The sequence below is a fragment of the Salinarchaeum sp. Harcht-Bsk1 genome, from assembly GCF_000403645.1.
Classification (GTDB): domain Archaea; phylum Halobacteriota; class Halobacteria; order Halobacteriales; family Salinarchaeaceae; genus Salinarchaeum.
Genome location: NC_021313.1, coordinates 1,143,358 through 1,157,364 on the forward strand (window position 1 = coordinate 1,143,358; position 14,007 = coordinate 1,157,364).

The following is a 14,007-nucleotide window of genomic DNA, read 5'->3' on the forward strand; positions in this document are numbered from 1 at the left end:
CGGTACAGTACGATCGGGCTCTGGACCATCCTGGGCGCGTTCGCGATCGCCGTCGTCGGACGGCTTCCCTACAACCTCGATTCCGTCCCCAGCGTCGTCGATGCGATCCTGCTGCCGCTGATCTTCGTCGATGGGGTTCCTCCTCTTCGGGATCGGCATGCACCTCCACCTGCTCCACCTGAACCTCGTGAAGCAGTTGCGGGCGGAGGGAAGCGACGACGGGTAGCAGGTGGGACGCTGCCGAGGGAGCTGGCACGCGTTCGGATTCAGTGTCCCGATTCGCGTCCGCTTCGTGGTCCACTCCGCCCCCGTAGATTCGAAACACCGGCGACTGTAGCCGTACCCGGAGTGTTGGAGGAGACGGACTTCGACGCCGTTGGTTCCCTCCCAGCACCGTGTGGACGTGAAGCAGAACGTCGATCGAGGAGACAGCCGTTCGTACGCATGTGGGAACCCGGAACGATCTCCGCGAGCCGACGGACGAAGCGGCGGTCCTATTCGGGCGAACGGCCTCGAGAAGACCTACACCGAACGCAACGCCGACCGTCGTTGCCCCGGATCTGCACGCGATCGTCCTCACCGACGAACGTAGCATTCTCCCAGATATCCTCTGTGCGGGCCGAAGCGTCGGCTGCCATCTTCCCTACCGTGACGCCGTATAGCGGTCTGAACGTTTGTGGGGTTGCGTGCAGCGGATCGACAGTTCCGACCCCTGTTCGTGGGCATCGCGACCGTCACGTGCCCCGCGCACGATACGTGTCTCGACCCGGAGCTGCGGGGATACGACGGATCTGGGGGTGCGTACAACGCTTATTCCGTCAGCGCGCCTTTTTAGGGGCGATAGAATCGGTGAAGACCCAGTACTACACGGCAACGAGCGTCGACGGGTATCTCGCGGACGAGGAGAACTCACTGGAGTGGCTGTTTCAGTTCGGAGCGGTAGAAGGCGTGGACGACGGGTACTCCCAGTTCGTAGAGCGGGTTGGTGCCCTGGCCATGGGCTCGACGACCTACGACTGGATCATCGAGCACGAAGACCTCCTGAAGCATCCCGAAATGTGGCCGTACGAGGGTCCAGCGTGGGTGTTCAGCACGCGCGAGTTGCCGGCAGTCGACGGTGCGGACATTCGCTTCGTGCAGGGAGACGTCGGACCCGTCCACGAGGAGATGGTGGCGGCCGCAGCTGGCGAGAACGTCTGGCTCGTCGGCGGTGGTGAGCTCGTGGGGCAGTTCCACGATCGAGGGCTCCTGGACGAAATCGTTCTCAACGTTGCGCCTGTCACGCTCGCCTCGGGAGCGCCGCTACTGCCACGGAGGATTACCGATCCGCCCCTGAAACTAACAGACGTGGAAAGACAGGGGAACGGCTTTGCGGTTCTCACCTACGAGGTGCAACGGCCCGCCGAGAACTAGTCGATCGGACCTCTCGACGGCGCCGTCGAACGCCGCTTCCCCGGATACGGCACAGCCCGGTCGGCTACTCGACCTGTCGAGCGAAGGCGACCCGTCAGGTCCGTGTATTTCGGACGGCAACACGACCGAAACGTGGGGATTCGGCAGAGTCACGAGACGTAACCTGGGTCGGCCGTCCGATCCGTACTGCCTCTACGTCGGGCGGTCACCTCGTCGCATCCCGCCGTCGTGATTTGCACCAGCACACATGCAGGTGACCGAACGAACACCGCCAGAATGCGTGTAATGCGCACCGAACAGCGAGGAACGCCCGCGATTTCCCCGCTGGGACTGACGCCGGCTACTCGGCCGCCTCCAGCGGCGGGATCTCCTCGCCCTCGCCCGGCGGCACGATCCGGAACACCTCGCCGGTACCGTCGACGCTCGGCGTCTGGCTCGTCAGCACGTAGAGTTCGTCAGCCTGGTCGCGACCGAAGGCCAGGACGGTGCGGTTGAGGGTGCCGTCCTCGCTGCCGGCGACCTGTAGCTCCTCCATGGGGAACTCGGCGTCTTCCGTGACGGGAACGTCGAAGCCCTCGGCCTCGCCCTGTTCGGGCAGGTCGGCGACGAACAGTCGGCCGTTCGGTCGCTCGAAGCCCGCGCTCCAGTCGCCGAAGACGTAGCGGCCGTCGAGGTCGCTCAGTTCACCGCCGCGGTAAACGTAGCCGCCCGTGACCGAGATGCCGACGACCTGGTCTCCGATCTGGTGGGGGTACTCGAGGACCGGATCGAGCAGCGCCGACCCGTCGTAGGGCGCCGAATCGGGCTCCTCGGTCGGACAGTCGGTGATGGCCTGCGGGTCGCTCGGGCTCTCCGTGCTGAAACAGTGGAAGCTCTCGAAGACGTTCCAGCCGTAGTTCCCGCCGGCCTCGACCCGGTCGATCTCCTCCCAGAGGTTCTGGCCGACGTCCGCGACGAGCAGGTCGCCCTCGCCGTCGGACCCGCTGTCGGAGCCGCCCCATGCCCACTCCGTCTCCTCCTCTTCCTCACCCGCGGACACGTCGAAGGAAAATCGCCAGGGGTTCCGGAACCCGTAGGCGTAGATCTCGTCCATGCCCTCGGTGCCGACGAAGGGGTTGTCCTCCGGGACGCCGTATGGCCTGTCCTCGCCCTCGGTGTCGACGTCGATACGGAGGATGCTTCCGAGGAGGTTGTCGGTGACGTCCTGCCCGTTCCCGCCGCCGTTGGCATCGTACCAGTCCTCGACGTGGCCGAGGCCGGTGTCGTCCGCACCGCCGCCGTCACCGACGCTCACGTAGAGGTAGTCGTCGGGGCCGAACGCGATGTCGCCGCCGTTGTGGTTGAACTGCGGCTCCGGAATGGTGACGAGTCGTCGTTCGGACTCGGGGTCCCCCTGCAGCGCGTCGTCCTCGCTCGCCTGGAACTCCGCGAGGACGAACAGGTGATCGTAGTCCTCCGGCAGTGCCTCGCCACCCTCCGGCCACCCGCTGTAGCGGACGTAGAACAGCCCGTTCTCCTGGTAGTCCGGGTGGAACGCGAGTCCGAGGAGGCCGCGTTCGTCGAACCCGTCGTTGTCCATGACGATGCGGGGCGAGATGTCCAGGAACTCCTCGACGCCGTCGTCGGTGACGTGGTAGATCTCGCCCGTCTGGTCGACGACGAATCGCTCCTCGGCGTCGTCGACGGTTACCGTCTCCATGCCCACCGGCTGGGAGATCGGGTCGCCGGCGATCTTCTGGAGGCCGACCTCCTGCCCCTGCGGGACGAGCGGTTCCGCTGCGTCCTGGGCCGGTTCGTCCCCGGCCTCGCCGACCGTGATCGACCCGCGCATCGACGACGGATGGACCTCACAGACGTAGGTCGCCAGCTCCTCGGTCACCGAAACGGAGACAGTCTGTTCTGCGTCCTGCTCGTCGACGATCTCCGTTTGCAGCAGGGCGTTCCCGTCGGCGTCGAGGAAGGCAATGTTGTGGGGCAGTCCGTCCACGTTGATCCATGTGAGTTCGTAGGTCTCCCCGGCGACCAGTTGCAGCGTGGGGTTCGTCGCGCCGGCGATCGCCTCTGGCTCGCGACCCTCCCACCCTTCGGTGATCCCGCCGAGGACGATCGTCTCGGCCGGATCGATCGGTTCGCCGCCAGCCTCGCCGTCGTCCTCACCGTCGTCGTCCTCCTGGCCGCTTGCAGCGGGGACGCCACCCAGGGCCCCGAGTGCCGTCGCCGCGACGGTTCCCTGGAGGAGGCGCCGGCGCGTCGGTCGATACGGTTCGATCGCGTCGGTCCGCCCGGAGTCGTCCGCTGGGATACGCTCACCCATCGTGGGATCGATTGGCATGGGTTGCACCAACGCGAATGGTCAACGGCCACACAGTTAGGAACCGGAGATCGTTTCTGCGGTACGATCGCGTGAATTCGCGTCCGTCGACGGTACGACGATCCTGCCGGGAGTGGCCACCGAACGACGGCGTCCGCGAGGGTCGACCAGGATCGGCGACCGAGTAGAGATCGCGAGATCGGTCGGCCGGAGAGCTACTTCGGCGACGCCGCGTGGCCTTACTCGGGAGAAACGTGGCAGTATTGGATTGAGTGAGCGACCGTGGAGGGACAAGCCACTTCCTACCCTCACCGACGTAACCAGTACGTCACGGACGCAGCAACGATACTGGCGACTCCTGCCCGCAACGGCGGCCCCTATTCCGGCACAGGCGATGCAGAGCGCGACGTCGGTCCTTGCCCCGCCCATCCCGACGTCGAGGGGGCGCCGTCGCGAGCGCTCAGGCGGCCCCGCCAAGAAGGTTCCCGACGGTGTACGCGACGACAGCCGCAGCCATTCCGACGACGAACATCTCGGCACCGTTGACGTACCACCGTCGCCGCGTCACCACGCTCCGACTCGATCCGACGGCGAAGAACGCGAGTCCGGTAAAGGCAATCGAGAGTGGGAAGGAGGGCTCGAGCGCGAGGATGTAGGGGATAAGGGGTGCCCATCCAGCGACGACGAAGGCGAGAAACGTGACGAACGCCGTTCGACGGGGAGACTTCGCGTCGGACGGCGCGCTCGGTGGACCCGGTTCGTCACCTTGCACGGAGCGCTCGTAATCGAGTTCCGACCGGCGGCTGAGATAGTTGCTCATCCCCATCGAGAAGCCGTCGGCGAACAGATTGGCCGCACCCAGGATGAGCACGATCGAGGGGTTCAGCGCCGCTCCCGCGACGCCGGAGACAACGGCGAAGGTGGTGACGATCCCGTCGTTGGCACCGTAGATCACTTCGGCGAGATAGCGCCCGGACGATTCGACGTCGTCACCGAGGAGTTTCCCGATCATCTCGTCCGTGAGTCTTCGGCCGCTATCGACTAAGTACCCGTGCGAGCGGTCCAGCGCGGGAACATCCATTTCGTGCTTCGGACCCCAATCCCAGTCATGCAGGAGCACCTACTCGTTCCGTACGACGGGTCGCCACTGTCCCAGCGGGCGCTCGAACGAGCGCTCACGAAACACCCCGACGATCGAATCACCGTCCTCTACGTGCTCGATCCGGTGCTCGCGGTGTACGAAGCGGAGGCGAAGGGCGCGCCAGCGGCGAGTACGTTGCACGACCGAATGACCGAGCGGGCCGACGAAATCTGTGCCGACGCGGCAGAGCGAGCCAGTGAACACGGCCGTGAAATCACGAAGGCCACCGAAAACGGCCGTCCAGCCCGGACCATCGTATCGTACGCCGACGACCACGACGTCGACCACATCGTCATGGGAAGCCACGGGCGTGAAGGGGTGTCGCGGCTCGTGCTCGGGAGCGTCGCGGAACGGGTGATGCGGCAGGCACCGATGCCCGTGACGATCGTTCGCTGACGAGCACCGGCGTAGTGAGACCGGGTAGTACCGTCGCGCGCTCCTCGCGGTCGCCGTCACCGGCCCGAAGCAGTCTTCGGAGTGTCACGACCCAGATGCACCCGACAGGCGGCAACTGGCCGTCGCTCGCAGTCGTTCGTTGTGCATAGTCTGCACGTCGGCTGCGTACCGTCTCGGCGAATTCCCACAGCGCGCACACCGGAACCTCGCCGCTGAAAGCGGTCTCTCCGGGAGCGCAGGTCCGTCCGAACGACTTCGACCGTCCGAACGGCTCGACCCTCAGTACGTGAGGACCTCGTAGCCGTCGTCGACGAGCGACTGGATGCTGGGGTGGCCGCCGTTGTCGTCGAGGCGCACCACGCCGGAATCGTTCACTGCGTCGTCGACGCCGAACGCTCCGGAGCAGTAGTCACAGGCGGACGCGTCGTCCCGGACGGCCTGGTAGAGTTCGTGCTGGTCGCTGTCCGGATCTTCGAGTTCGGCGATCCACTGTGTGCCAGCGCCGTCGAAGATGAGTTCGACCTCGTCCCCGTCCGTTTCGGCGAACTCCTTCGCCGTTTCGAGCCCGTTCACGATACGCCCCAGGTTCGCGTGGCCCTCCGTTCCAGCGAGGATCACGACAGCTGCTTTCGTCATTGCAACCGTCGGTAGCCCGCGGGCGGGTATAGTGCGTGTGCGGCCGTGCAGCGGCGGTGCGCCCCCGGGCGAGATTTATAAGCAACTGCGCGGCCGGCTCCGATCCGCGGTGGAGCAAGCAGCGACAGTCCGGATCAGTGGGCGTGTCCGCCCCGGGTGAACTGTCCCGAGAACGCCCGCTGCACGACCTCGGACAGGGCAGGATGGATGTGGACTGACTCGCGGATGTCCTGGACGGACCCGGACCCCGCTTTCATCGCGACGACGACCTCCTGGATCAGGTTGGACGCGTCCGGACCGATGACGTGGCACCCCAGGATCTGGCCGTCGAGGTCGATGATGGCCTTGACGAACCCCTCGGCCTGCATCGCACTCCCCCGCGCAGTATCCTCGTACCGGTAGGTCCGGGTCGCGTACTCCCGGCCGGCGGCCTCGAGTTCCTCCTTGCGTGCACCCACGCCCGCGACCTCCGGCGAGGCGAACACCGCGAAGGGCATCGCGGTGTAGTCGACCGCCTGGAGTTCGTCGCCGAAGAGATTCCGGGCGACGGCCTGCGCCTCGTGGTTCGCGCTGTGTTTCAGCAGGTGCTCGCCGACGATGTCGCCGAGGGCCCAGACCCCCTCGGCGGTCGTCCGGAGGTATTCGTCGGTCTCGACGAAGCCCCGGTCGTCCGTATCGACCCCCGTCGCGTCGAGATCGAGGAGATCCGTGTTCGGCCGGCGACCGGCGGCCACGAGCAGTTCGTCCCCCGTCGCGGTCACTGCGTCGTCCTCGCTGAGGCCGCCGGCGGGGCCGTACTCGTAGGGGTGTGCCTCGACTGTCACCGTTCCGTCGGTTTCGGAGACGCCGGTGGCCGCGTGGCCCGTATGGACGGTGAAGCGCTCGGCGTAGCGGTCGGTGAACGCCTCGGCGACTTCCTGGTCGGCCTCCGGGAGGAGGTTCGGTCGGCGGCCGACGATCGTCACGTCGCTCCCGAAGGTGCCGAAGAAGTGACCGAGTTCGGCGGCGATGTACCCGCCACCGACGATCACGAGATGCTCGGGCGGGGTCTCCAGCTGCAACGCCTCGGTGCTGGTGAGGTAGTCGACGTCGTCGATGCCGTCGACGTCCGGGATCGCCGGCCGCGTCCCGGCGGCGATCAGCACCGTCTCGGCGCGGATCCGCGCCCCCTCGTCCTCGCCGCTCACGATCTCGACCGTCCGATCGTCGACGAATCGTCCTTCCCCCTCGAAGAGGTCATGGTGGGGAGAGGACCGCAACCCCTGCCGTATCGACGCAGCGTCGTCCTGGACCTCCTCGTTGACCTTCTGGACGATCTCGGAGAAGTCGACGTCCTCGACGGTCGCCTCGACGTGGAACTCGCCGGCGCGCTCGACGGTCTCCAGGACGTCAGCGTGGTAGAGCAGGTGCTTCGAGGGGATACAGCCGCGATTGAGACACGTTCCGCCCAACGGCCCTTTCTCGACGACGGCGACCGACTGCCCCTGATTCGCGGCCGCGTTGGCTACGTCAAGTCCGGACCCCGATCCGATGACCAGAAAATCGACCTCGTCCATGCCCCGTTTCTACAGGGCCCGCGTACCTTAATCACTCGCGGGTGGTCGACGGGCGTGCACGCGGCGTCCGGCGTCGGACAGGGGCCATCGTCTCGCACCAGCTCTCACAGTCGATGGCCGCAGGCGCAGTTCCCGATGCAGTAGGTCGTCTCCGCTCGGTCACTCCCGATGCCGAGTCGCGCGACCGCTAGCTGCATCGACGCCCCGGCGTCGCTCCCCGGCCGGACGCGGGCCGCGGTCGCTCCATACGGACTCGGTCCGACGCCGATCCGCTCGACCACCGCTCCGCGCTCGTGATCGACGACCGCCACCTCGTCGGCGGTCTGGACGGAAACGTAGAGCTTCGACCGATCGGGCTCCCACGTTCCGGCGAACGCCGCGCCGCCGACGTCGAGTCGCTCGGTCACGGTTCCCGCGGCGAGATCGACGAGAGTCACGTCGTTCGAACCCGGCGTGAACACGTAGCCGGTCGCCGAATCCGGGCCGATCTCGCTGGTCAGCGGTCGCCGTCCGAGTCCGTCCGCGGTAGTCAGCCGCGCCGTCAGTCTCGGTTCGGCCGGGTCCGCGAGGCTCCAGATGCTCTCGGTGCCAGCCTCGCCCTCGTCGTGTTCGACGAGCAGCGTCTCGCCGTCCGGCGCCACGGTGCCCATCCACGGGCGGGCGGGCCCGTCTCCGACCGGATCGACGTCGATCTGCGTAACGATCTCGAAGGGATCGACCGAGAGCACGGTCAGGGTGTCCCCGAAGAGATCCGGGACGTAGGCGTACTCGCCGTCGGGGTGGATCGTGACGTCGCAGGGCCCTGGCCCGTCCCTGTCACCGAGGCCGCCCTCCGGCGTCCGATCGATCTCGGCGGTCACCTCGCCGAACGCTTCCGTCGTCCGATCGGCGTCGATGCGGAACTGCGCGTGGCTGGGCTCCCTGGCACTGACGACGACGTGAGCGCCGTCGGGGGTCCGTTCGAGCCAGTTCGCGCCCGAGCCCGTCTCGACGGCCGCCGTCTCCGAGAGCGAGCCGACCTCGAGGCCGCGGACGCCGCGACCGACGTTGAGCCACAGCGAGTCCTCGGGCGCGTCGGTCAGGTCGGGCGTGTACTGGTTCGACGGGAAGGACGACGACAGATCGATCGCCCGCGTCTCGACGAGCTCGTCGCTCTCGGAATCGAGTAGACTCACCGTGCCGTCGCCGGTGTTGAAGACGAACACCGTCGGCCGATCGGTGGGCGCACTCTCGCCGCCGTCGCCCGTACAGCCCGCCGTCGCGACGGCGCCCGCAGCGGCACCGCCGGCGAGGACGTCGCGACGTGAGACCCCCGAGGTGGAGGTCGAGGCCTTGCCACGGTTCGGATAGAGTACTGGGTCGGCGTCCTGTCCCGTCACGCCCACCACTTCGGCCCGGAGCGTCTAATCAGTGACCCGGGTGCCGCCCGTCACGAGTGGCGATCCGATCGCTGACGGGTCGGCGACGGCGACGCCCGCGTCGTCGATTCGTCAGTTCGGAAGGGGCGTATAGACCAACAAAAGCGGTGATTCGACGGTTTCGCGGCTGTGCGAGTGCGTGCCCCGACCGCCTCGCCACTTTGTACCCATCGCGCATCTGATAGCACCGTACACATGGCTTCACTACTCGCCGGTCTGGCAGGCGGTCTCGTCGCGACGATCGTCATGACGATGGTGATGATGACGATGGGCGACGGCGGCCCGCCGCCGACGGCAGCACTCGTGGCAAAGTTCGCCGGCGGCGATCCCGAGGACTACGCGATGCCCGGCATGCTCTTGCACCTCCTGTACGGCATCGGCGCGGGGGCGGTCTTCGCGGTCGGCGTCCCGGCGCTCGGCCTCGACCTCGATTCCATCGGCGTCGCCGTCGGCCTCGGACTCGTCTACGGCGTCGTCCTCATGATCGGCGGGATGGCGTTCTGGATGCGGACGATCATCGGGATCGAACCGGACCGCGACACGATCACGCTCTTTGGGACCGTCCACGTCGTCTACGGGGTCGTGCTGGGCGCCTTCCTCGGTGCGGGCATCCTTGCGTGAGCGGGCACCGAATCGCGACTCGAATCGAACCGTCCCGTGACCGAACCGGACGGCCCGACGAACGCCGCTCCCATCGAATCACTCGATCATGACCCGTCGGAAGGTGCTTGCACTCGGCGGAATCCTCGTACTCGCGGCAGCGATGACCCTCCCGATGCTCGGAGCCGGGACTGATTTGGGGACGATCGCGCTCCAGTCGCTGTCCATTCCCGCCGGATTTCCGGTCGATCGGTTCCTCGCCCACTGGTGGGTATTCCCGGCGTCGATCGTCTTCTCGCTGGTCGCGATCGGGTCGGGCGTCTCCGGCGCGCTCTTTTTCAGCCCGTTTTTCATGCTGTTCGTCGGGCTTGCACCCGCACAGGCGATCGGCGCCGGGCTCCTGACGGAGGTCTTCGGGATGGGCAACGGGCTGGCGAACTACGTGCGCCAGGGCGTCGTCGACTATGCCACGGCGAAATGGCTCCTGCTCGGCGCGGTCCCGGCCGTCGTCCTCGGCGCGCTCGCCGCCCACGTCGTGCCAACGGCGCTACTCACGCTCGCGTTCGGGGGCGGACTCCTGCTGCTGGGCGCGTTCCTGGTCTACTACGATCCCCCAGAGGAGTGCGTCCCGGGCGAGTGCGAGGGCGCGTTCCTGCGACGGAAGAACACGGGGCGCGGAACGACGACGATCGAGACGGCCGACGGCGAGACGTACACCTACGACACCTGCTGGCGCCCGCCCGGCCTGGGCCTGGCGACCGCCGGTGGGTTCATCACCGGGCTGATCAGCGCAGGGCTCCCCGAGATCACGACGACCCAGCTGATCGTCCGGTGTCGGCTCCCGCCCCGGGTGGCGATCGCGACGAGCGTGTTCGTCCTCGGGATCGCCGCCATCGCCGGGGCGGCCGTGCACGCGCTCGCCGCCACGCCAGTCTGGTTCGTCGTCGCGTGGTCGATCCCCGGTGTCCTCGTCGGCAGTACGATCGGCACCCGCGTCGGGAAGTACGTCCCCAGCGACGTGATGGAGCCGGTCCTCGGCGTCGTCTTCGGGATCGTCGGCGCGATCGTGCTCGCGAGCGAGCTGCTCGTGTAGCGGACGATCGGTCCCCGGAGAGATCGCTCGGTCGACGCGCGAAACCGTTCGATCGCCGAGAGACCTTTGCGCCGGGTGGCGCCAGCAGTACGCGCCCGAGACACGACTTTACGGACAGGCGACGTACCACTGTGTGCGAATGTCACCCACCTCCGCCGACCTCACGGTCCCCGAACTCACCGCCGCCGACCTCCTCGTGCTCGACGATCCCCGCTTCGACCCGGACACCGTCGCGGTCGTCACCGGCGCCGCCTCCGGCATCGGCCGGGCCACGTCGGTCGCGCTCGCGGCCAACGGGCTCGCCGTTGTCGGCGCCGACGTCGACGAGGACGGGCTCGAAACGACCGCCGACCTCGCCGACGAGCTCGACGCACCGGGCACGATCCATCCCGTCCCGACCGATCTCACCGACGACGGCGACGTCGAGGCGATGATCGACGCCGCGGCCGACTACGGCAACCTGCGGTACGTCGCGAACGTCGCCGGGATGCAACATATCGCGTCGATCACCGAGTTCCCGATGGAGCGCTACGATCTGCTGCTCGACGTCATGCTGCGCGCCCCGTTCCTGATCGCCAAACGTGCGATGCCTCACATCCGGGCCACCGACGACGGCGTCGGCGCGATCGGCAACATGTCCTCGGTGCACGGCCACGTAGCGACCCAGGACAAGCCGGCCTACGTGACGGCCAAACACGGGCTCCACGGGCTCACGCGGTCGATCGCCGCCGAGGGCGAGGGAACGCTCCGGGGCTTCTCCGTGAGCGTCGGGTACGTCCTCACGCCACTGATGGTAAACCAGATCGAGGACACCGCTGAGGAACGGGGCATCTCCGAGCGAGCGGTTGTCGAGGACGTGATGCTCGGACAGGCCCGCACGAAGGAGATGATGACACCCGCGGAGGTGGCGAACCTCTTCGTGTTCGGCTTTTCTCAGCACGGCACCCACCTCAACGGCGGCGACCTGCTCTGGGACGGCGGTTACACGACCACCTATGCCTGAGGACGCGCCCACGAAGGTCGCCATCGCCTGCCAGGGCGGCGGCAGCCACACGGCGTTCACCGCCGGCGTCCTGAAGGGAGTCCTACGGGAGTGGGAGGACGAGTACGAACTCGTCGGGATCAGCGGCACGTCCGGCGGCGCGTTCAATGCCCTCGCGACGTGGTACGGGCTCGTCACCGACGGCGAGGAGCGGGCGATCGAGCTGCTCGACGCGCTCTGGGACGACCTCGCCGCCGACGATCTCACCGATCGGATGGCGAACGACTGGGGCGTCGCGCTCTCACGGATCGAGGCGAGCGGGCTCCCGTTGCCCCGAGTCAGTCCCTATCTCACGCCAGGCTCCCGGCTCGGGAAATCACGGATCAGACGGATACTGGAGCGACACATCGACTTCGAGGCAGTTCCGGACCACTGTACCCGCGAGGCGCCGGAACTCGTTGTCGGCACGGTCGACGTCAACGCCGGCGTCTTCGAGACGTTCACCAACGAGGACGTTACGCCCGAGGCCGTTCTCGCCTCCGCGGCGGTGCCGACGCTGTTCGAGGCCGTCGAAATCCACGGCCACTACCACTGGGACGGACTGTTCAGCCAGAACCCGCCGATCGACGACCTCATGACCGGCGACGCCGCCCGCAAACCCGAGGAGCTGTGGGTGATCCAGATCAACCCACAGGAACGTGAGGGCGAACCCACGTCGCTCGAGGAGATCGCCGATCGTCGCAACGAGCTCGCGGGGAACATCTCCCTGAACCAGGAGCTACGCGTGATCGAGCGCGTCAACGACTGGATCGACGCCGGCCACCTGCCCGAGAGCGACTTCTCGAAGACCCGAATTCGACGGATCGCGATGGATCGGGCGTACCACTGCTCGACGAAGGTCGACCGGAGCCCGTCGTTCCTCCAGGAACTGCAGGACCTCGGCGAGACGCGGGCCCAGACGTTTCTGGCCGAGAAGTGACTCGGCTGCTGCCAAGGCCAGGGGCCGTCGGTGGACGCCGATCCGGCTCGTCGGCAACCGGGGCGACCCGCCGACGGGGCGGATCGCCCGCCTCATCGCGGGACGTCCCGGAACGCCGCCTCGACCACCTTGCTCAACGTCGGGTGGGCGTGGATCGTGCCGCCGACGTCCTCGACGGTCGCGCCGGTTCGCATCGCGACGACCGCCTCGTGTAGCAGCGTCGCGGCCTCGTAGCCGATGGCGTGGGCGCCCAGAATCTCGCCGTCGGGGTCGGCGAGCACTTTCACGAACCCGTGGTCGAGCTTCTTCGCCCGACCCATCGCCGAGTCGGCGTAGTCGGCCCGGCCCGTCACGTACTCGGATCCCTCCTCGTCGAGGTCATCCGCCGTCGCGCCGACGCCGGCGATCTGGGGTTCGGTGAAGATCGCGTGGGGCATCGCCGAGAGGTCGAGCGTGCGTCGCTCCTCGTCGACGACGTTCGCGATCGTGTGGCGAGTCTCGTAGTCGCCGGAGTGTTTGAACAGGGCGTTTCCCGCGACGTCGCCCTGCGCCCAGACGCCCTCGGCGGTGGTCTCCAGGTACTCGTTCGTCTCGACGAACCCCCTGTCGTCGACCTCGATCCCTGCCGTCTCGAGGGCGAGCGTATCGCTGTTGGGCCGGCGGCCCAGTGCGACCAACACCTCGCTCCCCTCGACGGTCGTCGCCTCGCCGGCCTCGGTCTCGGCGTGGACGGCGTAGCTCTCGTCCGCTTCCTCGACCGCCGTCACCCGATGGCCGGTGTAGACGTCGTGGCGGTCGGCCGCGAGTTCGGTGAACGCCCCGGCGACGTCGGCGTCCTCGCGATGGACGAGCGAGTCCATCATCTCGACGATTTTCACGTCCGTCCCCATCGCGTCGAAGAAGTAGCCGAGTTCGACGGCGATGTACCCGCCTCCGAGGATCACGAGGCTCTCGGGCGTCGTTCGGCGGTAGAGGGCGTCCTGACTCGTGAGGTAGTCCACATCCGCGAGGCCGTCGATCGGCGGCACGACGGGGCGGCTGCCCGCAGCGATGACTATCTTCTCCGCGGTGACGGCCTCGCCGCCGAGCTCGACCGTCCGCTCGTCGACGAACTCGGTGCGTTCGTCGAACAGCGTCAGGTGGTCCCGCTCGCGGTAGCGCGTTTCCATGTCCGCCGCAATGCCACCGAGGAGCTCGTCCATCTCGTCGACGACGACGGCGTGGTCGATGCCCTCGAAGGTCGCGTCGACGTGGAAGCGCTCGGCGTCGCGCACGTCGTGGACTGCGTTGGCCGCCTGGATGAGCATCTTCGAGGGGTTACAGCCTCGATTGAGACAGGTTCCACCGAGCGGGCCCGGTTCAACCAGCGCCGTCTCCAGTCCGGCGTCGGCCGCCGCCGCGGCCACGTTGTTGCCCGTGCCACCGCCGATCACGAGGACGTCGAAGTCGGCCATAGCTAGTACACGACGCCAACGACAAAGA

At 67.4% G+C, this 14,007-nt stretch carries 12 protein-coding genes; 6 read left to right on the forward strand and 6 right to left on the reverse strand.

Translation table 11 applies throughout. The features are described from left to right. The first annotated feature begins 849 nt into the window (after positions 1-849). On the forward strand, positions 850-1,413 hold the full coding sequence (locus tag L593_RS16270) for a dihydrofolate reductase family protein (RefSeq protein ID WP_020445931.1): 564 nt from the start codon (positions 850-852) through the stop codon (positions 1,411-1,413). Between the two features lie 340 nt (positions 1,414-1,753). On the opposite strand, the gene L593_RS05400 is transcribed toward L593_RS16270, so the two are convergent. Continuing rightward, a complete protein-coding gene (locus tag L593_RS05400; protein WP_049893875.1) occupies positions 1,754-3,745 on the reverse strand; it encodes a PQQ-dependent sugar dehydrogenase in 1,992 nt (663 codons plus the stop codon). A gap of 439 nt (positions 3,746-4,184) precedes the next feature. Further along, entirely contained in the window at positions 4,185-4,736 is a 552-nt protein-coding gene (locus L593_RS05405; RefSeq protein ID WP_049893876.1) for a VIT1/CCC1 transporter family protein, read from the reverse strand. 96 nt (positions 4,737-4,832) lie between these two features. On the opposite strand from L593_RS05405, the gene L593_RS05410 reads away from it, so the two are divergent. After that, the gene (locus tag L593_RS05410) at positions 4,833-5,261 is read left to right on the forward strand and encodes a universal stress protein (RefSeq protein WP_020445934.1); all 429 of its coding nucleotides are present in this window, start codon (positions 4,833-4,835) and stop codon (positions 5,259-5,261) included. A gap of 279 nt (positions 5,262-5,540) precedes the next feature. Here L593_RS05410 and L593_RS05415 read toward each other — a convergent pair whose 3' ends face one another. The 3 genes from L593_RS05415 to L593_RS05425 all read right to left on the reverse strand — a co-directional run bounded on the left by L593_RS05415 (position 5,541) and on the right by L593_RS05425 (position 8,832). Beyond that, on the reverse strand, positions 5,541-5,897 hold the full coding sequence (locus tag L593_RS05415) for a DsrE family protein (protein WP_020445935.1): 357 nt from the start codon (positions 5,895-5,897) through the stop codon (positions 5,541-5,543). 134 nt (positions 5,898-6,031) lie between these two features. Then, positions 6,032-7,453 carry a dihydrolipoyl dehydrogenase gene (locus L593_RS05420; protein ID WP_020445936.1) on the reverse strand — a complete coding sequence of 474 codons (1,422 nt, stop codon included), beginning with the start codon at positions 7,451-7,453 and terminating at the stop codon, positions 6,032-6,034. 104 nt (positions 7,454-7,557) lie between these two features. Beyond that, positions 7,558-8,832 carry a hypothetical protein gene (locus tag L593_RS05425; RefSeq protein WP_049893878.1) on the reverse strand — a complete coding sequence of 425 codons (1,275 nt, stop codon included), beginning with the start codon at positions 8,830-8,832 and terminating at the stop codon, positions 7,558-7,560. A gap of 234 nt (positions 8,833-9,066) precedes the next feature. On the opposite strand from L593_RS05425, the gene L593_RS05430 reads away from it, so the two are divergent. The 4 genes from L593_RS05430 to L593_RS05445 all read left to right on the forward strand — a co-directional run bounded on the left by L593_RS05430 (position 9,067) and on the right by L593_RS05445 (position 12,525). Then, positions 9,067-9,492 (forward strand): hypothetical protein, encoded by a 426-nt coding sequence (locus L593_RS05430; RefSeq protein ID WP_201764640.1) that lies wholly within the window; start codon positions 9,067-9,069, stop codon positions 9,490-9,492. 154 nt (positions 9,493-9,646) lie between these two features. After that, entirely contained in the window at positions 9,647-10,564 is a 918-nt protein-coding gene (locus L593_RS05435; RefSeq protein WP_144060798.1) for a sulfite exporter TauE/SafE family protein, read from the forward strand. Positions 10,565-10,703: 139 nt separating this feature from the next. Beyond that, positions 10,704-11,567 (forward strand): SDR family oxidoreductase, encoded by an 864-nt coding sequence (locus L593_RS05440; RefSeq protein WP_020445940.1) that lies wholly within the window; start codon positions 10,704-10,706, stop codon positions 11,565-11,567. Beyond that, positions 11,560-12,525 carry a patatin-like phospholipase family protein gene (locus tag L593_RS05445; protein WP_020445941.1) on the forward strand — a complete coding sequence of 322 codons (966 nt, stop codon included), beginning with the start codon at positions 11,560-11,562 and terminating at the stop codon, positions 12,523-12,525. Before L593_RS05440 ends, L593_RS05445 begins: the two co-directional genes overlap by 8 nt. Before the next feature lie 92 nt (positions 12,526-12,617). On the opposite strand, the gene L593_RS05450 is transcribed toward L593_RS05445, so the two are convergent. After that, positions 12,618-13,979 (reverse strand): NAD(P)/FAD-dependent oxidoreductase, encoded by a 1,362-nt coding sequence (locus L593_RS05450; RefSeq protein ID WP_020445942.1) that lies wholly within the window; start codon positions 13,977-13,979, stop codon positions 12,618-12,620. Positions 13,980-14,007: the final 28 nt, after the last annotated feature.